The organism is Amorphoplanes friuliensis DSM 7358 (genome assembly GCF_000494755.1).
Taxonomy (GTDB): domain Bacteria; phylum Actinomycetota; class Actinomycetes; order Mycobacteriales; family Micromonosporaceae; genus Actinoplanes; species Actinoplanes friuliensis.
This window is the reverse complement of sequence record NC_022657.1, coordinates 8,285,825-8,311,669: the sequence shown is the minus strand read 5'-3', so window position 1 is coordinate 8,311,669 and position 25,845 is coordinate 8,285,825. Positions and strand designations below refer to the sequence as shown.

General features: G+C 70.1%; 24 protein-coding genes. 13 read left to right on the top strand and 11 right to left on the bottom strand.

What is annotated here, in order from left to right; translation table 11 throughout:
* Positions 1-13: 13 nt before the first annotated feature.
* Together AFR_RS38285 and AFR_RS38280 are read left to right on the top strand one after the other, a co-directional pair.
* Entirely contained in the window at positions 14-1,561 is a 1,548-nt protein-coding gene (locus AFR_RS38285) for a sensor histidine kinase (protein ID WP_023562208.1), read from the top strand.
* Positions 1,562-1,581: 20 nt separating this feature from the next.
* Positions 1,582-2,274: a hypothetical protein gene (locus tag AFR_RS38280; protein ID WP_023562207.1), complete on the top strand. Its 693-nt coding sequence runs from the start codon at positions 1,582-1,584 to the stop codon at positions 2,272-2,274.
* Here the strand turns inward: AFR_RS38280 and AFR_RS38275 are convergent.
* Positions 2,271-3,827 (bottom strand): glycosyltransferase family 39 protein, encoded by a 1,557-nt coding sequence (locus tag AFR_RS38275; RefSeq protein WP_238547189.1) that lies wholly within the window; start codon positions 3,825-3,827, stop codon positions 2,271-2,273. The genes AFR_RS38280 and AFR_RS38275 overlap by 4 nt on opposite strands.
* Before the next feature lie 337 nt (positions 3,828-4,164).
* On the opposite strand from AFR_RS38275, the gene AFR_RS38270 reads away from it, so the two are divergent.
* From AFR_RS38270 to AFR_RS38260, 3 genes are all read left to right on the top strand, one after another.
* Positions 4,165-5,859, top strand: coding sequence for a nitrite/sulfite reductase (locus AFR_RS38270; protein ID WP_023562205.1), 1,695 nt, complete (start codon positions 4,165-4,167; stop codon positions 5,857-5,859).
* Positions 5,860-6,010: 151 nt separating this feature from the next.
* Positions 6,011-6,775: a phosphoadenylyl-sulfate reductase gene (locus AFR_RS38265; protein ID WP_023562203.1), complete on the top strand. Its 765-nt coding sequence runs from the start codon at positions 6,011-6,013 to the stop codon at positions 6,773-6,775.
* Positions 6,757-7,533: a sirohydrochlorin chelatase gene (locus AFR_RS38260; RefSeq protein ID WP_023562202.1), complete on the top strand. Its 777-nt coding sequence runs from the start codon at positions 6,757-6,759 to the stop codon at positions 7,531-7,533. The genes AFR_RS38265 and AFR_RS38260 overlap by 19 nt, the downstream gene beginning before the upstream one ends.
* A gap of 791 nt (positions 7,534-8,324) precedes the next feature.
* On the opposite strand, the gene AFR_RS38255 is transcribed toward AFR_RS38260, so the two are convergent.
* Both AFR_RS38255 and AFR_RS38250 read right to left on the bottom strand, forming a co-directional pair.
* The gene (locus tag AFR_RS38255) at positions 8,325-8,579 is read right to left on the bottom strand and encodes a WhiB family transcriptional regulator (protein ID WP_023562201.1); all 255 of its coding nucleotides are present in this window, start codon (positions 8,577-8,579) and stop codon (positions 8,325-8,327) included.
* Positions 8,580-9,004: 425 nt separating this feature from the next.
* Positions 9,005-9,955 (bottom strand): diacylglycerol/lipid kinase family protein, encoded by a 951-nt coding sequence (locus AFR_RS38250; protein WP_041841447.1) that lies wholly within the window; start codon positions 9,953-9,955, stop codon positions 9,005-9,007.
* Between the two features lie 53 nt (positions 9,956-10,008).
* Here AFR_RS38250 and AFR_RS38245 point away from each other — a divergent pair, with 53 nt between their 5' ends.
* Both AFR_RS38245 and AFR_RS38240 read left to right on the top strand, forming a co-directional pair.
* Positions 10,009-10,398 (top strand): hypothetical protein, encoded by a 390-nt coding sequence (locus AFR_RS38245; RefSeq protein ID WP_023562199.1) that lies wholly within the window; start codon positions 10,009-10,011, stop codon positions 10,396-10,398.
* A 64-nt stretch (positions 10,399-10,462) separates the two neighbouring features.
* The gene (locus tag AFR_RS38240) at positions 10,463-11,158 is read left to right on the top strand and encodes a FadR/GntR family transcriptional regulator (protein ID WP_023562198.1); all 696 of its coding nucleotides are present in this window, start codon (positions 10,463-10,465) and stop codon (positions 11,156-11,158) included.
* A gap of 7 nt (positions 11,159-11,165) precedes the next feature.
* Here the strand turns inward: AFR_RS38240 and AFR_RS38235 are convergent, their stop codons facing one another.
* The 3 genes from AFR_RS38235 to sodN are packed head-to-tail and all read right to left on the bottom strand — an operon-like array spanning position 11,166 to position 12,509.
* A complete protein-coding gene (locus tag AFR_RS38235; protein ID WP_023562197.1) occupies positions 11,166-11,579 on the bottom strand; it encodes an ATP-binding protein in 414 nt (137 codons plus the stop codon).
* Positions 11,580-11,607: 28 nt separating this feature from the next.
* Positions 11,608-12,051: a GNAT family N-acetyltransferase gene (locus tag AFR_RS38230; RefSeq protein ID WP_084298506.1), complete on the bottom strand. Its 444-nt coding sequence runs from the start codon at positions 12,049-12,051 to the stop codon at positions 11,608-11,610.
* Positions 12,052-12,104: 53 nt separating this feature from the next.
* The gene (gene sodN / locus AFR_RS38225; RefSeq protein WP_023562195.1) at positions 12,105-12,509 is read right to left on the bottom strand and encodes a superoxide dismutase, Ni; all 405 of its coding nucleotides are present in this window, start codon (positions 12,507-12,509) and stop codon (positions 12,105-12,107) included.
* 84 nt (positions 12,510-12,593) lie between these two features.
* Here sodN and AFR_RS38220 point away from each other — a divergent pair, with 84 nt between their 5' ends.
* From AFR_RS38220 to AFR_RS38210, 3 genes are all read left to right on the top strand, one after another.
* On the top strand, positions 12,594-12,902 hold the full coding sequence (locus tag AFR_RS38220) for a S26 family signal peptidase (protein WP_041841446.1): 309 nt from the start codon (positions 12,594-12,596) through the stop codon (positions 12,900-12,902).
* 138 nt (positions 12,903-13,040) lie between these two features.
* Positions 13,041-14,300: an NAD(P)-dependent malic enzyme gene (locus AFR_RS38215; RefSeq protein ID WP_023562193.1), complete on the top strand. Its 1,260-nt coding sequence runs from the start codon at positions 13,041-13,043 to the stop codon at positions 14,298-14,300.
* A gap of 61 nt (positions 14,301-14,361) precedes the next feature.
* Entirely contained in the window at positions 14,362-15,321 is a 960-nt protein-coding gene (locus AFR_RS38210; protein WP_193786399.1) for a zinc-binding dehydrogenase, read from the top strand.
* Here AFR_RS38210 and AFR_RS38205 read toward each other — a convergent pair.
* Positions 15,318-16,229 carry an alpha/beta hydrolase family protein gene (locus tag AFR_RS38205; RefSeq protein WP_023562191.1) on the bottom strand — a complete coding sequence of 304 codons (912 nt, stop codon included), beginning with the start codon at positions 16,227-16,229 and terminating at the stop codon, positions 15,318-15,320. The two genes, AFR_RS38210 and AFR_RS38205, sit on opposite strands and share 4 nt — an antisense overlap.
* Before the next feature lie 628 nt (positions 16,230-16,857).
* Here AFR_RS38205 and AFR_RS47190 point away from each other — a divergent pair.
* Positions 16,858-17,025 carry a hypothetical protein gene (locus AFR_RS47190; RefSeq protein ID WP_169739462.1) on the top strand — a complete coding sequence of 56 codons (168 nt, stop codon included), beginning with the start codon at positions 16,858-16,860 and terminating at the stop codon, positions 17,023-17,025.
* A 658-nt stretch (positions 17,026-17,683) separates the two neighbouring features.
* Here AFR_RS47190 and AFR_RS38195 read toward each other — a convergent pair.
* Positions 17,684-18,784, bottom strand: a complete 1,101-nt coding sequence (locus AFR_RS38195; RefSeq protein ID WP_023562189.1) for an acetate/propionate family kinase — start codon at positions 18,782-18,784, stop codon at positions 17,684-17,686.
* The gene (gene pta / locus AFR_RS38190) at positions 18,781-20,847 is read right to left on the bottom strand and encodes a phosphate acetyltransferase (protein ID WP_023562188.1); all 2,067 of its coding nucleotides are present in this window, start codon (positions 20,845-20,847) and stop codon (positions 18,781-18,783) included. The genes AFR_RS38195 and pta overlap by 4 nt, the downstream gene beginning before the upstream one ends.
* 112 nt (positions 20,848-20,959) lie before the next feature.
* Between pta and AFR_RS38185 the strand changes: the two genes are divergently transcribed.
* Entirely contained in the window at positions 20,960-22,921 is a 1,962-nt protein-coding gene (locus AFR_RS38185) for an ABC transporter ATP-binding protein (RefSeq protein ID WP_023562187.1), read from the top strand.
* 167 nt (positions 22,922-23,088) lie between these two features.
* Positions 23,089-24,876, top strand: coding sequence for an ABC transporter ATP-binding protein (locus tag AFR_RS38180; RefSeq protein WP_023562186.1), 1,788 nt, complete (start codon positions 23,089-23,091; stop codon positions 24,874-24,876).
* 8 nt (positions 24,877-24,884) lie between these two features.
* On the opposite strand, the gene AFR_RS38175 is transcribed toward AFR_RS38180, so the two are convergent.
* Together AFR_RS38175 and AFR_RS38170 are read right to left on the bottom strand one after the other, a co-directional pair.
* A complete protein-coding gene (locus AFR_RS38175) occupies positions 24,885-25,634 on the bottom strand; it encodes an AAA family ATPase (protein WP_023562185.1) in 750 nt (249 codons plus the stop codon).
* Positions 25,635-25,814, bottom strand: coding sequence for a DUF6104 family protein (locus tag AFR_RS38170; protein ID WP_023562184.1), 180 nt, complete (start codon positions 25,812-25,814; stop codon positions 25,635-25,637). It lies immediately after the preceding gene.
* Positions 25,815-25,845: the final 31 nt, after the last annotated feature.

Here is a 25,845-nt window from a genome sequence, read left to right as displayed (position 1 = left end):
GCAGGCTTGTGCCGTGTCCACGCTCCGCGATCTCGCCGAAGAGCACACCGCCCTCGGTCCACCCGACATCGACCACCTCACCCGGCTCGCCGGCGACTGGCAGCTGCTGTCCGATCTGTCCTTCGCCGACCTGCTGCTCTGGGTGCCGCTCCGGGGTGAGGAAGGCAAGCCGCGCACGTTCCTCTGCGTCGCTCAGGTCAGGCCGAACACGTCGTCGACGGCGTACCAGGACGACCAGGTCGGCAAGATCGTCGGCGGGGCCGAGGTCGCGCACCTCGACATCGCCTTCGCGCAGGGACGGATCTGGCGTGAGGGCGACCCCGTCTGGTACGGCGACACTCCCGCCCGCCACGAGGCGATCCCCGTGCGCCTCCGCGGGCCGGACGAGAACATCGAGGTGATCGCGGTCATCGGCCGTGACACCAACCTGTCCACCGCGCGGACGCCCAGCCAGCTCGAGCTCAACTACCTGACCACGGCGGACGACCTGGCCCAGATGGTCGCCGACGGCACCTTCCCGCCGCCCGCGCACCCCGGCGAGACCACGTCGGCGCCGCGCGTCGGTGACGGCCTGATCCGCCTCGACGCCGGTGGCAAGGTCACCTATGCGAGCCCGAACGCGCAGTCCGCGTACAGGCGGCTCGGTTTCAACGCCCACCTGGTCGGCGAGGAGCTCTCCGCCCTGTCCAGCCGGCTGGCCGCCGACCCGCTGGAGGGCACCGACGCCGCCGAGCGCATCCTCACCTCCCTGCGCGGCGAGGCGCCTCCGCGCAAGGAGGTCGAGGCCCGCGGCGCGACGGTGCTGATCCGGGCCCTGCCGCTGATGCCCGCCGGTGTGCCGATAGGGGCGCTGGTGCTGGCCCGTGACGTCACCGAGGTCCGCCGGCGTGACCGCGCCCTGATGACCAAGGACGCGACGATCCGGGAGATCCACCACCGGGTCAAGAACAACCTGCAGACGGTGGCGGCCCTGCTGCGCCTCCAGGCCCGCCGGGTGAACGCGCCCGAGGCCCGCGTCGCCCTGCAGGAGTCCGTCCGCCGGGTGGCCTCGATCGCCCTCGTGCACGAGACGCTGTCGATGTCGAGCGACGAGGCGGTCGACTTCGACGGCATCGTGGACCGGGTCGCCACCGCCGCGAGCGAGGTCGCCGCGACCGAGATCACGGTGAAGATGCGCCGCGAGGGCACGTTCGGCGTGCTGCCGGCCGAGATCGCCACCTCGCTGGTGATGGTCCTCAACGAACTGCTGATCAACGCCGTCGAGCACGGCTTCCCCGCACCGGACGAGGACGCCCCGCCGCCCGAGCCGTCGCTGACCCCGCCCGCGCCGACGGGCGAGGTCGTGGTGTCGGCGCACCGCTTCCGCAAGCAGCTGCACGTCACCGTGGCCGACAACGGGCAGGGTCTGCCGGACGACTTCGCGGCCGACGCGAGCACCCGCCTGGGCCTCCAGATCGTGCGCGCGCTGGCCACGGGCGAGCTGCGCGGCAGCATCGAGCTGCGCAACCGCGCCGGCGGCGGCACCGAAGCCGTCCTGGTCGTCCCCCTCGGCAAACGATGACCCACGCACCTCGACCGGTGATGCCCTACGCGACCGCCGAGGATCTGCGGGCGGCGGCCGGGGCGTTCGCGGCGGCGCCGGACCGTGCGGCCGCCAGGTCGGCGGCCGCCGACCTGGCGTGGGTGGCGGTCGACGACGCGGTGGCGGTCTCACCGCTGGCCGCCGAGGTGGTCTCGACCGCTCGCCGCCTGGTCGAGGACGGTTTCCGCTGGCGGGCCGACGCCTTCGCGGTGGTCATTCACGCGCTGGACCACGACCACGTGTGGCGGGATCTGCGGGCGCAGGTCCGCACCTACCGCGGCCAGTACGACGAGAGCATCGCCCGGGAGCAGGCGGTCGCCGAGGCGCTGCAGGGCTTCGACGGCCGGGTCCGGGACCTGCTTGCCGACCCGGATCCGGAGACCCGGTCGCTCGCGGCCCTGCTCCTGACGCGGATCTCGCCGGAGCCGGAAGCCGACCGGGAGCTCCTGCTGCTGCTCGCCGGCGCGGACAACGACGATCTCGCCCGCGGCTGCCTGGGGCGGGCGATCCTGTCACTGGGCGAGGACGGCGCTCTCGAACTGCTGGCGGACCCGTCCCCGGTCACGCGGTACAGGATCGCCCACCACCCGTGGGAGCTCGCCGATTCCGCCGGCCGGGCCCGCGTCCTGGAGATCCTGGGCGAGACGCCGCTGCCCTGGGAGAGCTGGAACTGGCCTGCCGAGGTGTTCTAACCCTCACCGGCGGAGCGGGTGACCACCCCGGGGCCCCACCGCAGGCCGGCGGTCGTGGGTGCCTCCGAGCCGGCCGGGCGCCGCTCGAAAAGCACCAGCGTGAAACCGTCCATCCGGCAGGTCAGCAGCCGGGTGAAGGGCGCCAGCGCATACTGCGTCGCGGCGGAGAGCTGATCGGTCTCCCCGGCCCGGCGGCCCGTCTCCAGGTTGTCGGCGCTCAGGACCCAGACCCGTCCGGTACGCATCAGACAGGCGTCCGGATCGGTGCACTCGGTCGCCCAGAACGAGGCGTTCCGCAGCTGGTCGGAGCGCAGCAGCGCGTCACGGGGCACTGAGTCACCGAGGTAGTAGCGCAGGGCCGTGTCGGTGAACTGCCACCCGTCGCGAGGGGCGTAGATGATGGCGTCACCCGGCCGGGCGTTCGCTGCGACCATGGCGGCGGCCTGCCGGTAGTCGAAGCCGGAGTGCGACCGGCGCATCTCACCCTGGGCGGGCAGCCCGACCAGCGCGACGACCAGGACGACCGCGACCGCGTGCCACAGACGCAGGCCGGCCAGCGCACGCCCGGCGACCAGGCAGAGCAGCGGAACGACGAAGTACAGGTACCGGCCGACGAAGATCGGTGTGACGAGCTGATCGACGAGGTAGAGCGTCAGGACCGGCAGCACCGCGGCGATGAAGATCAGCGTGGCCCGGCGGTCCGGGTCCGCACGCACACCGAGAGCGGCCAGGGTGCACACCGCACCGCCGACGATGCCGGAGACGAAGAGGTGACCGGCGATCCCCGCGAGGTCACTCGGCGTCGCCGCGGCGAGCCAGTCCAGCTGGGAGTCCCGTTGATCCAGGCCCAGCAGCGTGAACGGCAGGACACCTGCCACTGCCGGCGCCACCGCCGGTACCCACGACAGCAGGCGTCGCCGGGCCAGGACAGCCACCGTGATGCCGTGCCCCAGAAGCAGCAGCAGGGCGATCTGATGCGACCAGCCGAGCAGCAGGACGCTCACGGCGTACGCGATCCAGATCTTGAAGTTGGATCTGTCCAGGGCGCGGAGCAGCAGCAGGGTGGAGAGGGCCGCGAAGAGGCCGGCGAAGGCGTAGCCACGGGCTTCCTGGGCGTAGCGGGACGCCACCGGCATCGCCGTGACCAGGAGGCCGGCCAGCAGGGCGGTCCGTGGATCCCAGAGCCGCCGCGCGAGCAGAGCCACCACCGCGGTGGTCGCAGTCACCGCCAGCACGGACGGCATCCGCAGCGCCAGGATCGAGTCGCCGGACCACCGGGTCCAGACGTGGGCGAGCAGGTAGTACGGCACGGTCACGCCGTCGATGTGCTGCCCGAGGGCGAAGATCTGCGGGACCGTGCGGGTGGCGGCGCTCCAGGTCGCCAGCTCGTCCCGCCACGGCTCCGGGCGGGCCACGCCGAAGCTCACCACCAGGCCTGTCAGCACGGCCGGGGCCAGCCAGCACAGCAACCGCCCGGCCGCGCGACCACGCGACCTCACCCGTGCGGCGGCGACCGCCGCGGGCGACGGTGCTGCGGGTGCGAGCGTCTGCACACTTTCAGGGGTAGCAGGTCACCCTGTGTGCACATGAGCGAACGCCGTGTCCGTCACCACACTCCCGCAATCTGGACCGCACTGGCCGAGAAGGGCAACGCGTGAGAGGCTTACCGGCATGACCGCTGCAGTTGACCGCCGCTTCGTGGCCCGGCGCCACGTGGACTACGGCCGTGTCCGCAGCGCGATGTGTCCGGCTTCCTGACGCCGCCCGATCTCTATTTTTCGGGCGCGCAAGACGCGCCGGCCCTCGCCAGACACTGAAGTCGCGAGCCCTCACAGGTGGCCGATCGCGTTTCGCGCGCTCACCGGCTGAAATACCTGGAGGAACGCCGACATGGCGCTGGACAGCACCCCGGCCACCAAGCCCGCCGCTCGCCCCCGTAAGGCGCGTGGCGAAGGCCAGTGGGCGCTCGGACACCGCGAGCCGCTGAACCCGAACGAGCGGATCAAGAAGGACGACAACCCGCTCAACGTCCGGGCCCGGATCGAGAACATCTACGCGCACACCGGCTTCGCGGGCATCGACCCTCAGGACCTGCGCGGACGTTTCCGCTGGTGGGGGCTCTACACCCAGCGCAAGGCGGGCATCGACGGCGGCCGCACGGCGATCCTCGAGCCGCACGAGCTCGAGGACGAGTACTTCATGCTCCGCGTCCGCATCGACGGCGGCGCGCTCAACCTCGCGCAGCTGCGCACGATCGCGGAGATCTCCACCGAGTTCGGCCGCGACACCGCCGACATCACCGACCGGCAGAACATCCAGCTGCACTGGATCCGCGTCGAGGACATGCCGGAGATCTGGCGCCGGCTCGACGCCGTCGGCCTGCAGACCACCGAGGCGTGCGGCGACTGCCCGCGCATCGTGCTCGGCAGCCCCGTCGCCGGTGTCTCGACCGAGGAGGTCATCGACCCGACCCCGGCGATCGACGAGATCCTGAAGCGCTACATCGGCGACCCGCGCTACTCCAACCTGCCGCGGAAATTCAAGTCGTCGCTGTCCTGGCTCGCCGACACTCCGTACCAGGTCAACGACATCTCGTTCCTCGGTGTGCAGCACCCGGTGCACGGGCCCGGCTTCGACCTCTGGGTCGGCGGCGGCCTCTCCACCAACCCCCGACTGGCCGAGCGCCTCGGCGTGTGGGTGCCGCTGGACGAGATCCCGGACGTCTGGGAAGCCGTCGTCAGCATCTACCGCGACTACGGGTACCGCCGGCTCCGCACCCGGGCCCGCCTCAAGTTCCTGCTGGCCGACTGGGGTGTCGCGAAGTTCCGGGAGATCCTCGAGAAGGAATACCTGGGCCGCGCACTCGTCGACGGGCCGTCGGCCGAGCTCCCCGAGAAGCCGATCGACCACATCGGCGTCCACAAGCAGCGCGACGGTAAGAACTACGTCGGTGCGGCACCCGTCGTCGGCCGGTCCTCGGGCAAGCAGCTCAGCGCCGTCGCCGACCTCGCCGAGGCCCACGGATCCGACCGGGTGCGCCTCACGCCGTACCAGAAGCTCCTGGTCCTGGATGTGGCCGACGACCAGGTGGAATCCCTGGTCACCGGGCTCCAGGGAGTCGGGCTGGAGGCCCGGCCGTCGGCCTGGCGCCGCGGCACGATGGCCTGCACCGGCATCGAGTACTGCAAGCTCGCGATCGTCGAGACCAAGGCCCGCGGCGAGGAGCTGGTGGCCCGCCTCGAGGAACGCCTCCGCGACTTCGACGCCGACATCTCGATCCACATCAACGGCTGCCCCAACGCCTGCGCCCGCACCCAGGTCGCCGACATCGGCCTCAAGGGCATGCTCGTCATGAACGCGCAGGGCGAGCAGGTCGAGGGCTTCCAGGTCCACCTCGGTGGCGGCCTCGGCATGGCCCAGGGCCAGACCGCCGGCTTCGGCCGCAAACTGCGCGGCCTCAAGGCCACCGCCGAGGAGCTCCCGGTGTACGTGGAGCGGCTCGCCCGCAACTACCTCGCCGGCCGCAGTGACGGTGAGTCCTTCGCCGACTGGGTGATCCGGGCGGAAGAGGAGCTTCTCAAATGAGCGACGCCCGATCAGCCCCGCTGTACTGCCCGTACTGCGGCGAAGAGGACCTGCGACCCAACGAGGCTTCACACGGAGCATGGGAGTGCCACTCCTGCGCCCGCGTATTCACGGTCAAGTTCAACGGACTGCTCGCCAAGGGAGTGAACCGATGACTGTGGTGACCGCAGCCGGCCTGGGACTGGTGTCCCTCGGGGCGCCCGCCGCCCCCGCCGACCCGACCCGCCGTCCCGCAACCGAGCTGAAGTCGCTGGCCGACGCCGCCGGCATCGCTCTCGAAGGCGCCCCCGCCGAGGAGATCGCCCGCTGGGCGACCAGCACCTTCGGCGACCGCTTCTGTGTCACCAGCTCGATGGCCGACGCCGTTGTCGCCCACCTCTTCTCCCGGGTCGCGCCCGGCGTCGACGTCGTCTTCCTCGACACCGGCCTCCACTTCCCGGAGACCCTCAAGGTCCGCGACATCGTCGCCCGGACCATGGACGTCAACGTCCGCTCGATCCGCCCGCGCAAGACCGTCGGCCAGCAGGACGGCGAGTTCGGACCCCGGCTCTTCGCCCGCAGCCCCGACGAGTGCTGCTTCCTGCGCAAGGTCGAGCCCCTCGAGCGCGCCCTGAGCGAGTACGACTCCTGGGCCACCGGCCTGCGCCGCGACGAATCCCCGACCCGCGCGAACACCCCCGTGGTGGCGTTCGACGCGAAGAAGGGCAAAGTCAAGGTCAACCCCATCGCGGCGTGGACGCAGGCGGACGTCGACCGCTACATCGCCCGCTGGAACGTCCCGGTCAACGAGCTGTTCAAGAAGGGCTACGGCTCGATCGGCTGCTGGCCCTGCACCCGCCGCACCAAGGCCGGCGAAGACCCCCGCGCGGGTCGCTGGGCGATGTTCGAGAAGACCGAATGCGGCCTGCACGTCTAGCTGTCGTTCTGGTCGCCCACGGCAGCCGCGACCCCCGCGCCGCCCAGGCCACGGAAGCGTTGGCCCGGGCGGTGGGGGAGGCGTACCCGCTGTGGGACGTCCGAGCGTCCTACCTCGACCACAGCGTCCCCCGCCCTCGCCAGGTCCTCGCTGATTTTGAAGCCCGGGGCCACCGCCGCGCGATCATGCTGCCGCTGCTTTTGACGGCGGCCTATCACGGCCGCGTCGACGTCCCGGGAGAGATCACTGCGGCCCGGGCGGACGGCCTGACCCTGGACGTCACTCTCGCCGACGTCCTGGGCCCCCTCAACGGCACTGTCCCCACCGACCTCCTGAACGCCCTCCAATCCCGCCTGGCCGAAGCAACCGACGGCGACGAGGCCGACCGGCTGGATGCGGTTGTGCTGACGGCGGCCGGGACGCGTGACGCCGGTGCCCGGGCGACGGTTGATCAGGCTGCGGCGGCGCTGGGCGCTCGCCTGGGGATCCCGTGCCGCGTTGCGTATGCCTCGGCGGCCCCACCGCTCTCCGGCGAGGCTGTGGCCGAGCTCCACGCTGAGGGGCACCACCGCGTCGGGCTGGCGTCCTACTTCCTCGCACCGGGGCTGCTCTACGACAACACGGTCCGCTCTGCGCGTGAAGCCGGCGTCGTCGCCGTGGCCGAGCCCATGACGGACACGCCCGACCTTGTCGCTCTGGTCGCAAGCCGCGTCAACGCAGCCGCAACGGCCCGCCCAGCTGCCGCCTACGCCGCCTGAGCGGATCTTTCCCGGGCACGGACCTGGCAGGGTGCGGATGCCCGCTCATGAGCCGCCAGGCGATTGGGTGTCCGCACCCGGTCTCGGCGTGAGCGACGGTCAGATCCATGCAACCAGGCACGACCCGCCCTAGCTCTTGATCGTGAGTCCGGGGACTTCTCAGCGGGCGGACGATCAGGCACAACCCCGCCCTGGCTCTTGATCGTGGGTCCGGGGACTTCTCAGCGGGCGGACGATCAGGCACAACCCCGCCCTGGCTCTTGATCGTGGGTCCGGGGACTTCTCAGCGGGCGGACGATCAGGCACAACCCCGCCCTGGCTCTTGATCGTGGGTCCGGGGACTTCTCAGCGGGAGCAACGGTCAAGCACGACCCCGCCCTGGTCGTTGACCGTGGTCCGGGGACCTCTCGGCGTGGGCGACGGGTTGTTGATCGTCGGTCCGGCGCGCCCGCTTGATCGTTCTGGGTGTATCGGTATTCGTTGATCTCTGTGCATGACGTTGTGTTACGGCGACGCTGTGTGATCACCGCCACCGTTCACCATCCACAACGGACAGCTCTCACGTCTTTGGTAATGGTGTCAACGATAACGATAATTTCGAGATCATTTCGCGATGCGAGTGATCGCATTCATGCCGTGCGTCACCATTGCCCGGCGTAATCGGTTGGAAACAGCGCATGATCGGACTCTGTCACCACTCGGTCACCGGAACGGGTTCGGTGCGGGGATCCGGACAGCACGACGCCCCGGTGCCGATGTGGCCCGGGGCGTGAATGCTGTGAGGGGATTGTTCAGGCGGTGGGGGCGCTGACACGAAGACCGCCGCGACGCTTCACTGCGCGTCGTTCGTCTTCGCTCATACCGCCCCATACGCCGGCGTCCTGACCGGACTCGAGCGCCCAGGAGAGGCACGACTCGGTCACGGTGCACCGCCGGCAGACGGCCTTGGCCTGCTCGACCTGCAGGAGCGCGGGTCCGGACGTCCCGATCGGGAAGAACAGCTCCGGGTCCTCGTCGCGGCAGATCGCATGGTGACGCCAGTCCATGGCGGCAACACTCCTTGTTTCGGATTGGGTAATGAATTGGTGCTGCTTACTTTTATCTGCATCCGCACCGGATGAATCAGTACTGGAGCCGACGGACAGCGTTCGTCCGATCACCGGTGCGTGAGCAAGCTTTGTTCATGAAGCCGTTCCGCGCCTTCTGGATTAGGAACGTGCGCGAGCGGCATCGGGTTACTTCTTATCGCTTGTGAATGCTTTCACGAACTCCCGCGATGTCAAGGGTAGCGCTCGGAAATTCTCCAAGCGGGTGAGCTAGCTCACGACCCCTTTGTCCGGTTCTGGGGGAAGTTCCAGGACCCGCGGACGAACGCTCCTATCAATGTAGTACGGTACGCGCCCCGATGCCGACCTTTTGCCCGTCTTTCTGTAACGGATCGTGAGGACGTTCCGAACTGCCTACCCGTTCGTCAGCAGATCACACGCAGAGCTTCGGGGACGGACAGGAAGTGCACCTTCTGGCGCTCTCCCAGGTAGTCACCGTCCAGTTGGAAGGCCTGGGGGCGGCTCGCGATGACCGTGAACTCGGCCTGGTCGTGCATCCGGAGCACGTGTTTGCCGTGCGGATCGGCGTTCCGGGAGACCATCTGCGTCACTGTCCGTGTTGTGCTGGCGATGTATAGGTTACGAACGGCCAGCAGGTCAAGTCCCCGATCGAACGAGGCGTCCGGGTTGGGGTTGATCGCGCGGTCGCCGACATAGGTCCACGGAGCGGTGTTCTGGATGATGACCGTGCCCAATCCGGTCTCCGGTTCCTCGCCGGGTCGCTCGATCGAGAGCGGTGGCGACTTGCGGTCCTCGCCGGAGACGATCTGGCTGAAGATCGACCGGAAGTAGAGCGAAGGGGTCGACGTCCGGCCGCGCAGCCGCGCCTGCTCGACCCGGCGCACCACCGCGGCGTCGAGACCGAGCCCGGCGGTGAAGGTGAAGTAGCGGTCGTCGGCCCGGCCGAGCCCGATGACCCGGTGCCGGCCCGACCGCAACCCGTCGAGGATCACACCGGTGCCCTCGACCCAGTCGCGGGGCAGGCCCAGCGCGCGGGCGAAAACATTGGTCGAGCCGCCCGGCACCACGGCGAGGGCCGGCAGGCGGAACGCAGGAGCCGTACCGCGGGCGGCCAGCCCGGGCTCCGCGGTCATCAGCCCGTTCACGGCCTCGTTGACCGTGCCGTCACCGCCCAGGGTCACCACGACATCCACGCCGCTCTCGGCGGCCGACCGGGCCAGCGCCGCGGCGTGACCGCGTTTGCGGGTGTACTCGACCGTGAGGTCGACCTCGCTGCGCAGGGCCCGCACCAGCACGTCGCGGCTGCGCTCATTCGTCGTGGTGGCTTTGGGATTAACCACCAGTAACGCTCGCATGGGCGGCACTGTACCTCTCAGGAAGGCGCTGAGCTGGCCGGTATCGTACAGCGGTGACTCCCCGAGAACTGGATTCCCCGGCCACCCTCACCTGGGCCGTGCGCCTGCTCTTCGCCGAGGCCGTGGCGCTCGTGGTGCTCACCGCGTACCTGCTGGTCCTGATCTTCACGACGGATTTCAGCAGCATCGTGGTGGCGGTGGCACTGGCCGTCTTCACGGCCGTCGGTGCGTTCGCTGTGGGCCTGGTCGCCCGCTCGCTGGCCCGCCGCTCCTCGCACGCCCGCGGCCCGGCGATCGTGGTGCAGCTCTTTCTCATCGCCGCCGGCGGCTTCCTGCTCCAGACCGGTACGCCCTGGATCGGCATTTTGCTGATGGCGTTCGGCGTGGGTGTGGGACTGCTATGCGTGCTGCCGCCGACCACCCGAGCACTCGGTCTCGACTGAACGCCACTTCCCGTGCGCGTTTCAAGGCCTACTCTGAATGGCGAATCACAAGGGGGTGAGGGCAGTGGCCGGATCGACGGTACGCCCACCGGCATATCAGCTGCTGGCGGACGAGCTCCGCGAGGAGATCACGTCGGGGCGGTTGCAGCCCGGCTCACGGCTGCCACCGGAGCCTGAGCTGTGCGTACGCTCCGGGGTGAGCCGCAGCACAGTTCGCGAGGCCTTACGCCTGCTCGCGAGCCAGCACCTGATCGTCACGACCCGCGGTGTCACGGGCGGCAGTTTTGTCGCGCATCCCGACGCCGAGCAGCTGTCCGAGGCGCTCTCGACCGGACTGAGCCTGCTGAGCAATTCGGCCGAGGTCGGCATGGCCGATCTGCTGGAACTGCGCCGGGCGCTGGAGATCCCCGCCGCCGGGCTGGCGGCCGAGCGGCGGACGGACGCCAACCTGGTCGAGATGCGCGGGGCGATGATCGACCCGGACCTCGACGAGCTTTCCACGATGCTGGCCGCACACGCCGCTTTTCACTCCGCGGTGGCGTCGGCGACCGGCAACCCGCTCTACGAGCTGGTCACCCGTCCGCTCTACCACGTCACCTACGGCGAGGAGGTCGTGGAAAATCTGCCCCACGACTACTGGCTGAAGATCGACGCCGACCACCGTGAGCTGCTGAGCTGTGTGCGGAGCCGTGACTCGGCCGCCGCGATGGCGGTCGGCCGCCGGCACCTGGACTACATCGCGACCGCGAACGCCCGCTGAGACCAGATCAGATCTCGGTCCGGCGGGTGAGCAGGCGGATCGTCGCGTGCCGCCCGTTTGCCTCCGCCGAGGCCGAGGTCGTGAGCGCGGTGAGCACCTTCCACGCGAACGAGGACTCGGACGGCAGGCGGGCGCCGCGGACCGTCGACACCGTGACCTCGACCGTGAGCGCGTCGTCGGTCACCGCGAAGCGGCACTCGAGCTCGGCACCGCGCGTGGCGATGGCGAGCAACATCGCGCAGGCCTCGTCGACCGCGATGCGCAGGTCCTCGATCTCGTCGAGCGCAAAATGCAGGCGCGCGGCTAGACCGGCCGTAGCTGTGCGGAGCACGCCGAGGTAACCGCCGTCGGCGGGCACAGTCAGCAGCACGACGTCGTCTCCGAACGCCGGCTCCGGATGCGTTGTCTGCAGCTGAGTCACCGACCCCATCCTCCCGATGGACGGAACTCTAGCGCCTGGCGGGGGAGGACCGCTCGGCGAGTTGCCGGAGAGCGGAACCGGTCAGCCGATACGGCAGCCAGTCCTCGGTGACCTTCGCCCCGATCGCGGCGTAGAACTCGGCCGCCGGGTTCCAGTCCAGCATCACCCACTCGAGACGCTGATAACCGCGCCGCACACACTCGGCGGCCAGCGTGGCCAGCAGAGCTGATCCGGCACCGGTGCCTCTGGCCTGCGGGCGGACGTAGAGGTCCTCGAGATGAATGCCGTGGGTGCCTTCCCAGGTCGAGAAGTTCAAGAACCACAGTGCAAAGGCGTACGGGGAATCCTGCGCGTCGACCGCGACATGACCGAAGAGGGCGGGCTGCGGGCCGAACAGGGCCGCCGTCAGCTGTTCCTCGGTGAGGTGGCAGGACTCCGCGGCACGCTCGAAGTCGGCCAGCTCGTGCACCATCGCGACAACGGCCGGCACATCGTCACGATGCGCCGGCCGGATCGTTGCGGGACTCACGCCTGCTTGGTCTCCCAGAAGATCTTCGAGATCTCCTCGATCTTGCCGAGGAGCTCCTCGCCGACCTTCGGGTCCATCGAGCCCTTGGCGCCGGAAGCGCCCGCGAGCTTGGTGGCCTCGTTGAACAGCTGGTTCAGGTTCGGGTACTTCTCGAAGTGCGGCGCCTTGAAGTAGTCGGTCCAGAGCACCCACAGGTGGTGCTTGACCAGCTCGGCGCGCTGCTCCTTGATCAGGATGGCGCGGGTGCGGAACTCGGGGTCGGTGTTCGCCTGGTACTTCTCGGCGATGGCCTTCACCGACTCCGCCTCGATACGAGCCTGCGCGGGGTCGTACACCCCACACGGCAGGTCGCAGTGCGCACTGACAACAGTGCGCGGCGTGAAAATGCGCGGAAGTCGCATCAGGACCCCTCCATACGTTTGCGATGATCCGTGCCTGACATTACCCCTTACCTGTACGCCCACACTCGACGCGGGATTGATGCCATGAGTTGGCAGTTGCCGCTCTTCGCCGTACTGGTGCAAGGGCCTTCGATGGTGCCCGCCCTGCGTTCCGGAGATGCCCTGCTGGTGCGGCGTTCCGGCCGCGTCCGGGCGGGCGACGTGGTGGTCGCGCGCTTCCGGAGCCGCCCGGACCTGCTGGTCGTGAAGCGTGCGCTGCACGAGCACGACGGTGGCTGGTGGGTGCAGGGTGACAACGAGTTCGTCACCGACGACTCCCGGGCGTACGGGGTGGCGGATGTCATCGGACGAGTCGTGTTTCGCTACTGGCCGCGCCCCGGTCGGCTAAGTTAACCTCCAGTAACCGCAGCACACCGAAGTCTTGCGGTTGCTTCTTCCCGGGTGACCCCCGCATCGCACGTCGGTCCGCGCAGACTCGCGCTTCACGACCGGCTGGCACTCCGACGTTCCGATGCGTTGTCTGGAGTCCCTGTGTCTTTTTTCAGCTTTGAGCTCGACCCTGCCCTGGCCGCGGACCCCGTCTTCGACCTGCACAAACGGGGCAAGATGGAAATCTCCTGCACCGTCCCGCTGTCCAGCCGTGACGACCTGTCGCTGGCGTACACCCCCGGCGTCGCCCGGGTCTGCGAGGCGATCGCCGAGTCCCCCGACCTGGCCGCCGACTACACGTGGACGGGCAACACCGTCGCGGTCGTCTCGGACGGTTCCGCGGTGCTGGGCCTCGGCAACATCGGCCCCAAGGCGGCGATGCCGGTCATGGAAGGCAAGGCCGTGCTGTTCAAGCAGTTCGGCGGGGTCGACGCCGTGCCGATCTGCCTCGACACCCAGGACGTCGAGGGCATCATCGCCGTGGTCAAGGCCCTCGGCCCGTCGTTCGGCGGCATCAACCTCGAGGACATCAGCGCACCCCGTTGCTTCGAGATCGAACGCCGCCTCGACGAGGCGCTGGACATCCCCGTCTTCCACGACGACCAGCACGGCACCGCGATCGTCGTGCTGGCCGCGCTACGCAACGCCGTCGCCCTGCTGGGCCGCCGGTTCGCCGACCTGCGCGTGGTCATCAGCGGTGCGGGTGCGGCCGGTGTCGCCATCACCAACACCCTGATCACCGCCGGCATCCAGGGCGCCAACATGATCGTCTGCGACTCCCAGGGCATCATCCACTCCGAGCGGCCGGGTCTGTCCGGCGTCAAGACTGCGCTGGCCGGGGCGACGAACTACTCCGGGCGTACCGGGGGCATCAAAGAGGCTCTGATCGGCGCCGACGTCCTCATCGGGGTGTCCGGCGGGCAGATCGAGGAGGCCGCGCTGGCCGGGATGGCGCCGGGCGGCATCATCTTCGCCCTGGCCAACCCCACCCCGGAGGTCCCACCGGCCCTGGCCCACCGGTACGCGGCCATCGTCGCCACCGGGCGCAGCGACTTCCCCAACCAGATCAACAACGTCCTGGCCTTCCCGGGCATCTTCCGGGGCGCGCTCGACTCCCGGGCCACCCGCATCACCGAACGCATGAAGGTCGCCGCGGCCGAAGCGATCGCCGAGGTCGTCGCGGACGAGTTGCGCGCGGACGCGATCGTGCCGTCGGCGCTGGACCCGCGGGTCGCCCCGGCGGTCGCGGAGGCAGTGTCGCGTGCGGCTGAGCAGGACGGAGTCGCGCGTTTCCTCGCTCCGGCACCTTCCTCGCGGCCCTCGCCGGCGTCTCTGCTGACTGCCGAGGTCGCAACGATCTAGTGGGCGGGCCGGGGCGCTCTGTGCGCCTCGGCCCCGCACCACCCGATGTTTTCGACCTAAGCTGCCAGGTATGCGAGCCGCGTATGCCAGTGCGACGAAGCCCGACGAGCCGCTAGCCGCGTTGACGGTCGGCGATCAGCCCGAGCCGTCCCCGCCGGACGGGTGGGCGACGGTCGACGTGCGGGCGAGTTCGCTCAACCACCACGAGATCTGGTCGCTGCGCGGGGTGGGTCTGCCCGCCGACCGCCTGCCGATGATCCTCGGCTGCGACGCGTCCGGGGTGGACGCCGACGGCAACGAGGTCGTGGTCTACCCGGTGATCGACGACCCCGACGATCCGCGCGGCTTCTCGCTGCTCTCCGAGCGGTGGCCGGGGACGCTCGCCGAACGGGTCGCGGTGCCGGCGGCCAACCTGGTGCCCAAGCCGGCGGGGATCTCGTTCCTGGACGCGGCCTGCCTGCCGACGGCGTGGCTGACCGCGTACCACATGCTCACGACCCGCGGCCGGGTCTCGGACGCCGAATCGGTCCTGGTCCAGGGCGCGGGCGGCGGTGTCGCCACGGCCGCCGTCGTGCTCGGCCTCGCCCTCGGCAAGCGCGTCTACGCCACCAGCCGCGACGCCGCCAAGCGCGAGAAGATCACCGAGCTGGGCGCCGTGGCGGTCGAACCCGGCGGCCGCCTGCCCGAACGTGTCGGCGTGGTGATCGAGTCCGTGGGCGCACCCACCTTCGAACACTCCCTGAAGTGCTCCGCGCCCGGCGCCCGCATCGTGGTCTGCGGCGCGACCGGCGGGCCGTTCCCCAAGGTCGACCTCCGCCGCGTCTTCATGATGCAGCTGGAGATCCTCGGCAGCACGATGGGCACCGCGGCCGAGCTCGCCACGCTGCTGGAACTCTGCGTGGACCGCGACATCCGCCCGGTGATCGACTCGACCTACGGCTTCTCCGCGATCGGCGACGCCTTCGCCCGCCTCAACTCGGGCGACATCTTCGGCAAGGTGGCCGTCGACCACCTGCACTAAAGCTCGTCGTCCAGGTTCTTGACGCGTTCGAGGCGCTGCTTGGCGGTGGTGTCGCCGTAGAGCGTCCAGCGCCAGAAGTCGGTGGTCGCGGTGGCGACCAGGTCGAAGTCCTTGCCGCTGGTGGTGACGTGGCCGCCGTCCGGGATGGTCAGCAACGCCTTGGGCCACGGGACGGCGTCGAAGGCGGCAAGGCCTTCGGAGTAGCGGACGGTCCGATCGAGCTTGCCGTGCACAAAAAGCACCGGCGTGGCCGGGCCGCTGAACGGAACCGGCAGCACCTGACGGCCGGCGAGGACAACCGCGGCGCTCAGCCGGGTGTCGCGGTTGCCGCTGAGCATCCCGATCGTGGTGATGCCCCCACCCGAATGCCCGGCGGCCGCCACGTGCCCGGTGTCCAGCCTGCCCTTCAAGGCGTCACCGGACTTGGCGTCGAGCGCGAGGATCTTGGTGAGCACGTACGAGGCGTCGGCCGGCTGATTGATCAGATCGATCACGTCGAAGTCGGCGACCCCGGTGGAGGTGTGCGGATAGGCCGGCGCGGCGACGACAAACCCGGCTCGCGCCCAGCGGGTGAGGAACCGGCCGTAGTCACTCGGCTGCGCGGTGAGCCCGTGACTGAAGACGATCACCGGGAAGGGGCCTTTGCCGGTCTCCGGGTACCAGACGGTGGTGGGCAGGGGTCGGTCCTTCCCCCGGCTGAGCTGCAGTTTCCTGACCTCGACCGGGTAGGTCCGGCTGGGTGCTCCGGCGGCCGGGCTGGGCTTCGTCGGTTTCGGTTGTGGTGCCACCGTTCGGCCGGCTTCCTGCGAGGGCGGACGCTGCGGCTGTTCCGGCTGCTCATCCTGGGGCGCCGAGCAGGCGGTCAGCGCGGCAACCGCGACGATCAGTGCGGCGAGGCGGCGTCCCATCCACCCATTGTGCCCGGCCGATTCGGTCCGCCCCCGGCGATCGCGGCCCGAAGCCTCGCGACGTCCAAGCGGTCCGTCTCCCGCCGCGACCGCATCTCCTTGATCTTGATCTGCGCCCCGGACCAACGATCCCGCAGCTCACCGCGCCGATCCGCCCAGGCTCGGCGGCGAGCAGATCCACCGGCCACCGCGTACCCGCAAACGGCCCGGCCGGCACAGTCGGGCACCCGTCGGCATCCTCCTCGAACGACGTGATCTGGACGTCGAGCCCGTCCGGCGTCTCCAGATCCCGCTGCAACCCCGAGGCGGAAACCTCCCGGAAGCCGATCCCGCCGAGCACCACCCCGATGTGCTCCGGGTCGCGCCGGCGGCAGAAGAAGTCGATGCTCTGATGTGGCCGGGTCACCTCACCGAGATCGCCCAGCCGCCCCGCAACAACAGATCCCGGTCGACCACCCGAACGATGTCGGCGATGGCCCGCAACTGCCGCCCTGTATCCATCCCGATCACCCTAGGGCTGCGGAACACTCCCACGATCGGGTGAAATCTCCAAGGGTGATACGAACGCCCTGCTAGAGGGGCAGGACGGCCTGTCGCGGACGTGCTTGCCTTCGCTATGGTCGTGCGCATGCCTGACAACACCGTCGACCCGAGCGGCAACACCGAGGCGTTCCGCGCATTCACGCAGAGCACCCCGCAGGAGCCGCCAGCCGCCTCCAAGACACCTCTGATCATCGGCGTGGCCGTGGTAGCGGTCGTCCTGGTCGCGCTGATCGCCTGGCTGGCGCTGGGCTGAACCTGCCCGCCGGCCCATCACTCCGAGGTAGGGATCTCCCGAAGATCCCGACGGCCTGCGTCCGGTCCGGCCTCCGCCACGCTGCGAAGGCACCCTGACCCCGGCCGCGATCTACGAGACACCCCTGGCGCGGGCCGGGCCGACCACGGCCCGCCCGCGCTTTCCTTTTGTCGCGGCAGTGCCGGGCCAGGCAGCGGTCGGCTGGGAAGCGGCCGGGCCAACCAGGGCCTACCGCGTTTCCTTTATCCGCGGCCGCGCCGGGCTGGGGCGCGGTCGAGCCGACCAGAGCCCGCCCGCACTCTTCTTCGCCGCGGCCCGGCCGACCAAGGCCCGCCCGCACTTTTCTTTGCCGCGGCCGGGCCGACCAAGGCTCGCCCGCGCTTTTTTGCCCGCGGCCAGGCCGACCAGGGCCCGCCCGGGCTCAACTTTGCCGCAGCTAGGCCGAGCAGGGCCTACCCTCGCTTTTTGCCCGCGGTCGGGCCTAGCAGGGTCTACTCGCGTTTCCTCTATCCGCGCCCGTGCCGTGCAGGGCCGGGCCGGGCCGACCCGCGCTTTCTTTGCCCCCGGCCGGGCCGACCAGGTTCCGCCCGCGTTTCCTCCAGCGCGGCAGTGCCGGCAGCGGCTTTTCGCGGTCCGGGAGTCCGGGCCCGGAGGTGCGTCAGAGTTCGGCGGTGACCTGCTGGGCGATCTCGAGCTCCTCGTCAGTGGGGACCACGCAGACGGCCACCCGGGCGTTCTCCGGGGAGATGATGCGGTCGCCGCGCTGGTTGCGGGCCTCGTCGATGGTGACGCCCAGGGCGGACAGGCCCGCGAGGGAAGCCGCGCGGACCGCTGGGGCGTTCTCGCCGACGCCGGCCGTGAACGTGATCGCGTCGGCGCCGCCGAGCACCGCCAGGTAGCTGCCGACGTACTCCTTGATGCGCCGGCAGTAGAGGTCGAAGGCCAGCGTGGCCGCGGGGTCGCCCTCGTCGCGGCGGCGCTGCACCGTTCGCATGTCGTTGTCGCCGGTGAGGCCCTGGAGGCCGCCGTAGCGTGTCAGTGAGCGTTCGATCTCGTCGACCGGCAGGCCCGCGACCCGGTGCAGGTGGAAGATCACCGTCGGGTCGAGGTCGCCGCTGCGGGTGCCCATCACCAGGCCTGCCAGCGGGGACATGCCCATGGACGTGGCGACGCTGCGGCCGCCGTCGACCGCGCAGGCGCTTGCGCCGTTGCCGAGGTGGAGCGTGATGACCTTGGCGTCGTCCGGAGACAGGCCGAGCAGCTCGGCGGTCTGCCGGGCCACATAGGCGTGGGACGTGCCGTGGAAGCCGTACCGGCGGATCTGCCAGCGGTCGGCCAGGTCCGCATCGATCGCGTAGGCCACACCCTCCGGCGGGATCGTCTGGTGGAAAGCGGTGTCGAAGACCGCCACCTGCGGCACGTCGGGCAGCAGCTTGCGGGCCACCGAGATGCCGGTCAGCGCCGCCGGGTTGTGCAGGGGTGCCAGTGGGACGAGGCGTTCGATGGTTGCCACGACCTCGTCGGTGATCACCGTCGGGCCGGCGAACTCCGCGCCACCGTGGACGACCCGGTGACCGACGGCGCCGAGGCCCTCGAGGTCGACCGAGGACATCACCCTCTGGAGGGCGGCGGCGTGGTCGGGCACCTCGCCGCCCTGCTCACCGATGCGTTCGATCAGGCCCTTGGCCAGGGTCTCGACGCCGTCGAAGAGGCGGTACTTCACCGACGAGGAACCGGTGTTGAGAACGAGGATCTTCATGAGCGCGCCTGGATCGCGGTGATGGCCACCGTGTTGACGATGTCCTTGACGGTGGCGCCGCGGGAGAGGTCGTTGACGGGCCGGCGCAGACCCTGCATGACGGGTCCGACCGCCACGGCGTTCGCCGAGCGTTGCACCGCCTTGTAGGTGTTGTTGCCCGAGCTCAGATCCGGGAAGACGAACACCGTTGCCTTGCCCGCCACGACACTCTCCGGCAGCTTGGTGGCCGCGACGCCGGGGTCGATGGCCGCGTCGTACTGAATGGGTCCCTCCACGGGCAGGTCAGGGCGGCGCTCGCGGACCAGGGCCGTCGCCGCGGCCACCTTCTCCACGTCGGCGCCCGAGCCCGAGCTGCCGGTCGAGTAGGACAGCATCGCCACCCGCGGCTCGATGCCGAACGCGGCAGCCGTCTGGGCCGACGACAACGCGATGTCGGCGAGCTGGGCGGCGTCCGGGTCGGGATTGACCGCGCAGTCGCCGTAGACCAGGACACGGTCGGCCAGCAGCATGAAAAACACACTGGACGCGACCGACACCTCGGGAACCGTCTTGATGATCTCGAAGGCGGGCCGGATGGTCGCGGCCGTCGTGTGGTTGGCGCCGGAGACCATGCCGTCGGCCAGCCCGGCGGCGACCATCATCGTCCCGAAGTAGTTGACGTCGCGGACCACGTCGTAGGCCAGATCGAGCGTGACGGCCTTGTGTTTGCGCAGCTCGGCATACTTCTCGGCGAAGCCGTCCCGCCACCCGCTGGTGGCCGGGTCGACCAGCCGGGCCGCGCCGATCTCGACCCCGAACTCGCGTGCCCGCCGGGTGATCTCGGCCGGGTCGCCGAGCAGGGTGAGGTCGGCGACACCCCGCCGCAGCAGGGTCTCGGTCGCCCGCAGGATCCGCTCGTCGGTGCCCTCGGGCAGCACCAGGTGGCGGCGATCGGCGCGGGCCCGGTCGATCAGATCGTTCTCGAACATCAACGGTGTCACCCGGCTGGAACGGGTGACGTCGAGGAGCCGCGTCAGCTCGGCGGTGTCCACATGCTTCTCGAACGCGCCGAGCGCCGCCTCCACCTTGCGCGGGGTGCCGGCGCTGAGCTTCGCCGCGATCCGGCCAGCGGCGCTGATCGTGTGGTAGCTGTCGGACTGCACGACCAGCATCGCGAGGCCGGTGTTGAGCCGCTCGATCACCCGGACAGCCCGCGGGTCGGGGAACTCGCCGATGGTCAGCACCAAGCCGGCCAGCGTCACGTTGCCCGCCGCGTGGGCGGCGCTCGCGGCGACGAGCAGATCGGCCCGGTCGCCCGGCGTTATGAGCAGCGCGCCGTCGGTCAGATGGTCGAGCACGGCGGGCACCTGCGCGGCACCCACCACGTAGTCGAGCACGTCACGATCGAGGGCAGCCTCGCCGCCGGTCACGACCGTCGCATCGAGCGCGGCAGCGACCTCGGCCACGGTCGGGGCGGCGATCGCGGGCACCTCGGGGATCGCCCACACCGGCACAGGCAGACCGTCCGGTGGTGTCACCCCCTCGGACACCCGGTTGGCGATCACCGCCAGCACCGTCGCATTCAGATCAACCAAAGAGTGGTACGCCGACCGCACAGCAGCATTGAGGTCGGTGCGCTTGCCCTGCCCACTGACCACGGGCACCACCACGCTGCCGAACTCGGTGGCGAGCCGGGCGTTGAACGCCAGCTCACGCGGCAGCTCGTCGTGGCCGTCGTCCTGCCCGTCGGAGAAGTCGCTGCCGATCACGACCACCGAACCGCACTGCCGCTCGACCTCGCGATAACGCTCGACGATCCGGGAGATGAGCTCCTCCCGCTTGCCGTCGGCGACCAGGGCGGAGGCCTCGGCCACGGTCACGCCGAACGACTCCGCGTAGGGAGCGACGACCGGATAGCGGGTGGTGAGCAGGGTCAGCAGCGGATCCTCTCCGGTGCCGGACACGAGCGGCCGGAAGACACCGATGCGGGCGACCTGCCGGGAGAGGAGCTCGACCAGGCCGAGGGCCACGGTGCCCTTGCCGACACCTGGACCGAGTCCGGCGACGTAAACGCTGCTTGCCACGACCTCAACCTACCGGCCCGGTCATGATCCCGCCCGGGGTCGCCCGACCCTGTGGACAAGTCCGCCGGCCCCGAAAAGCGGGCGATTTTTGTCGGTGGTCCCCGGTAGGTTAGTGACCTTCGTCGATACCTCGGGGGTGGTGATGGTCGACCAGAGCACGGACGACGCGGTCAACAGGTCGGTGTGGGCCGAGTTCACCGGTGGCCGGCAGGCCCGGTGGGCCCAGCGCCGGGCCATGCTCCGGCTCCTGCCCGCCGGTGGACCGGTGCTGGTCGGCAGTGCGGTGGTCCTCCAGCTCCTCGCCGGGCTGTTGCCGATCGGCTTTGTGCTCGCCACCGCCTCGGTCATCGCCGGTGTCCCCGACGCGGTCACGGGCGGTGTCGACTCACCGGCCTGGCAGCAGCTGCGCGATCACCTGATCACCGCCGCGGCGCTGTTCTTCGCCACCCAGCTGCTGCTGCCCGTTCAGGCGTTCCTCGGTGACGTGCTGCGCCGCCGCATCGACGACCAGGTCCGCGACCAGCTGATGGCCGACTCCTTCGTCGGGCCGGGCATCGCGGTCCTCGAGGATCCCGAGGTGCTCGACCAGGCCGCCGACGGTGTCAACATGCTCCGGATGGCCGCCTGGTCGCCCGGAGCCGCGTGCGCCGGTTTCATCGCCCTGCTCTCCCGCTATCTGCAGACCATCACGGCAGCGGTGGTCGTCGCCGTCGTGTTCGAGTGGTGGGCCGGTGTCGCCGTGCTGCTGGCGGGGCTGGTCATCCGCTTCGGCTACCGCATCGGTCTCTCCGTCTTCGGGCGGATCTACACGTTGCACCAGCGGGTCCGGCGGCGCCGCTTCTACTTCCGCGACCTGCTGTTCACGTCGGTCGCCGCCAAGGAGATCCGCATCTTCGGCCTGCTCGGCTGGGTCGGCGACCGTTACGCGACGGCGTTCATGGACAGCTCGGTGCCGATCTGGCGGCAGCGACGCCGGATCTTCTACGGGCCCTACGTGCTCTACACCCTCACGTCGTTCGTGCTGCTCGGTGGTGCGCTGGTGGTCACCGCACGAGCCTCGGCGACCGGGGTGCTCGGCATCGGCGCGTTCATGATCGTGATGCAGGCGTCGCTGTCGTCCATCCGGATCGGCGCGTTCATCGCGGAGTCCGACGTGCAGACCGAATACGGCATGAACGCCCAGCAGGCCCTCATCCGCCTCGGCGAACTGACCGCTGCGGCGGCCGATCCGGGCGGCACCGAGAAGCCATCGGCCGAGCTCCCGATCCGGGAGATCCGCTTCGAGCAGGTCACCTTCCGGTACGCCCCGGACGCGCCGCCCGTGCTCGACGGACTGGATCTGGTCATTCCCGCGGGCGGCTCACTCGCCATCGTCGGCCTCAACGGCGCCGGCAAGACTACGCTGGTCAAGCTGCTGGCCCGGCTCTACGAGCCCGAGTCCGGGCGGATCACGGCGGACGGCGTCGACATCCGCACCTTCGACGGTGCGGCCTGGCAGCGCAAGGTCGCCGCGATCTTCCAGGACTTCGTCCACTTCGAGCTCCCGGTCCGCGACAACGTCGGCTTCGGCGCCGGTGGCCTGCGGGACGACGCGCCCATCGAGGAGGCGCTGCGCCGGGCCGGTGCACTCGACTTCGTGACCGCCCTGCCGGCCGGGCTGGACACGCCGTTGTCCCGGCAGTACACCGACGGCACCGACCTCTCGGGCGGCCAATGGCAGCGCATCGCCATCGCCCGCGCCCTGATCGCCGTCGAGGGCGGCGCCCGGGTCCTCGTCCTCGACGAGCCGACAGCAAGCCTGGACGCCCGCGCCGAGGTCGCCTTCTTCGAACGTTTCCTCGACCTGACCAGCGGCGCGACCAGCCTGGTCATCTCGCACCGCTTCTCCACGGTCCGCCGGGCCGACCGCATCGCGGTCCTGGAGCACGGCCGGGTGACCGAGTCCGGCACCCACACCGAGTTGCTCTCGGCCGGCGGCCGCTACGCCGAGCTGTTCCTGCTGCAAGCCGCCCGCTTCACCGAAGACACCCCGGCTGAAGAGCCCGAACTCCTCGGCGAGTCCGCCGATGTCTGACCTGAGAAGGCGCGGGAGACCGGCGATGTCTGACCTGAGAAGGCGCGGGAGACCGGCGATGTCTGAACTGAGAAGGCGCGGGAGACCGCCGATGTCTGACTTGTTGATGCGGCGCCCCGACCGCTTGCTGTCGGTGGATGCGGCTGAGCTGATCGAGGGGACCGTTGATGCGTGACCTGTGGCTGGGCATCACCGGGGTCCTCGGCTCCTCGTGGCGGGCGAGCAAGGGGCGGCTGCTGATCTCGGCCTTCCTGATGCTGCTCGGCAACGTGAGCGCGCCGCTCATCGCCGTTTTCCTGGCGTTGGCGACCGATGCGACGCTCGAGCGGGACACCGATCTGGCGGTCTGGGCTGCGGTGGCCGTGGCGCTGGTCGCCTTGCTGAGTCTCACGATGGAGCACTTCGCTCACATCTTCTTCTTCGAGCTGGCCGACCTGCACCACCTGAGCGTCGAGCGGGAGATCGGCGACCTCGCGCACGGTACGGCCGGGCTCGACCAGCACGAACGCCAGGATTACGCCGACCGGATGGAGTTGCTGCGCAAGGAGAGCTGGGAGATCGCCAACGGTGTGCAGACCGTTCTGACGGCCATCACGCTGTCGGCGCAGATCGTGCTCACCGCCGTGCTGCTCGCCCGGGTCGAGCCGTGGCTGCTTCTGCTGCCGCTGTTCGCGGTGCCGCCGCTGATTGCGGGACGATTCGCCGAGGCGCGGCTGGAGCGGGCGGAGCTGAAGACCGCCGAGCCGCGCCGCCTCGGCTGGCATCTGCTCGAGTTGGCGGTCAGCGCGGCCGCGGCCAAGGAGATCCGCCTCTTCGGGCTGCAGCGGGTTCTGCGGGAACGCCAGGCCGCTGCCCGGCGGGCCGAGGAGGTCCCGCTGCGCCGCGCCGAGGTGGCCGGTCTCGGGCTGCGGCTGATCGGCCAGCTGATCTTCGCCATCGGGTACGTCGCCGCGGTGGTGGTTGTGGTCCGGTCGGCGATCGGGGGAGAGCGGTCGGTCGGTGACGTGGTCCTGGTGATCACTCTGGCCGTGCAGACCAACGCGCAGGCGGCCGGTGTGGTCGCCGTGGCCGGCGCCCTGCAGCGCAACGCCCGAGCATTGGCGCGGGTTCGCTGGTTGCGCCGGGAGACCGAGCTGGCGGCCGATCCGATCGTGGCCGACCAGCCGGTGCCGTCGGCGCTGCACGACGGCATCCGTTTCGACGGCGTGGCCTTCCGCTATCCGGGCACCGAGACCGACGTGTTGCGCGACGTGAACGTGCACATCCCGGCCGGAGCCACGGTGGCGATCGTCGGTGACAACGGCGCGGGCAAGTCGACGCTGGTCAAGCTGCTGTCGCGGTTCTACCGGCCGAGCGCGGGCGAGATCACTGTGGACGGCGTGGACCTGCGTCGCATCAGCCCGGACCGCTGGCGGGAACGCATCGCCGCGGGCTTCCAGGACTTCGTCAAGCTCGAGGCGCCGGCCCGGGAGAGCATCGGCGTGGGTGACCTGGCCCGGTCCGACGACGCCGAGGCGGTCCGGGCGGCGGTGCACCGCGCGGACGCGGAGCTGGTGATCGAGCGGCTGCCCGAAGGCCTGGAGTCGCACCTGGGCAAGGCCTACGAGGACGGCGAGGAACTCTCCGGCGGCCAGTGGCAACGCGTGGCCCTGAGCCGCGCGATGATGCGCGACGAGCCACTCCTGCTGCTGCTCGACGAGCCGACAGCCGCCCTGGACCCGCTGACCGAGCACGCCCTCTTCGAGCGGTACGCCGCGTCGGCCCGCGAGGTCGGCAGCCGCACCGGCGGCATCACGGTGCTGGTGTCCCACCGCTTCTCGACGGTCCGCATGGCCGACCTGATCTTGGTCGTCGCGGACGGCGGCATCGCCGAGGCCGGCACCCACCAGGACCTGATGGCCCGCAACGGCCTCTACGCCGAGCTCTTCACCCTCCAGGCAGCCGCCTACCGCTGACGACGAGGTCAGGGGAGCAGGGCGCGGAGGTAGCCGTCGGGGCGGTCCAGGAAGCGGCGCCAGTGCGCGACGATCTCCAGGTCGTCCCAGCTCACCCGCCGGATGCCGTGGTCACCCAGCTCGAGAATGGTGGCGCCCGGCAGTGCGGTCAGCACCGGTGAGTGGGTCGCGACGACCACCTGGGCACCGTCCTCCCGCAGGGCGTCGAGGCGGGCCAGCAAGCCCAGCGTCGACGTGAAGGACAGTGGCGCCTCCGGCTCGTCCATCAGGTAGAAGCCGTAACCCTGGAACTTGCGGTCGAGGAGGTCCAGGAAACCTTCACCGTGGCTGCGGTCGTGCAGCTCGGCGTCCGGGTTCGGGCGTCCGGGGGGCGTCGGCAAGGACTCCAGGTACGTGTACAAGCCGTGCATCGTCTCGGCGCGGAGGAAGTACGAGTTCGCCGCTTTGCCCGGTGTGCGGATGACACGGAGGGCCGAGCCCAGCGGGGACTCCGAGACGCGGGTGCTGTGGCGGGCGCCGCGGGAGCCGCCTTCCTGGTTGAGACCGTGGATCTCGGCCAGGGCCTCCACCAGGGTCGACTTGCCCGAGCCGTTCTCGCCGACCAGGAACGTCACGCCGGCGGGAAGGTTCAGGCCGCTCTCCAGGATTGCCGCGATCGCCGGGATGCGGGCCCACCAGGCATCCCGGTCCAGGTCAGCGGCCGGGTCGGCCTCGATGCGGCGGATCGGGCGGGGCGCCTGGCCGCGGAGCCCGGCCACCTACTCCTCGTCGTCCTCGTCGTCACGGGCCAGCCAGGTGGCGAAGCGTTCGATGGGGATCTCGAACTCAGGGTTGGCGTCGACAAAACGGCGCAGCTGGTCGCCGACCCATTCGAGGGTTACGGACTCCTCGCCGCGTCGTTCGACGAGCTCTTCGATGCCACGGTCGGTGAAGTACACAGTTGCTCCAAAAAAAAGTGAAAGGGCGCCC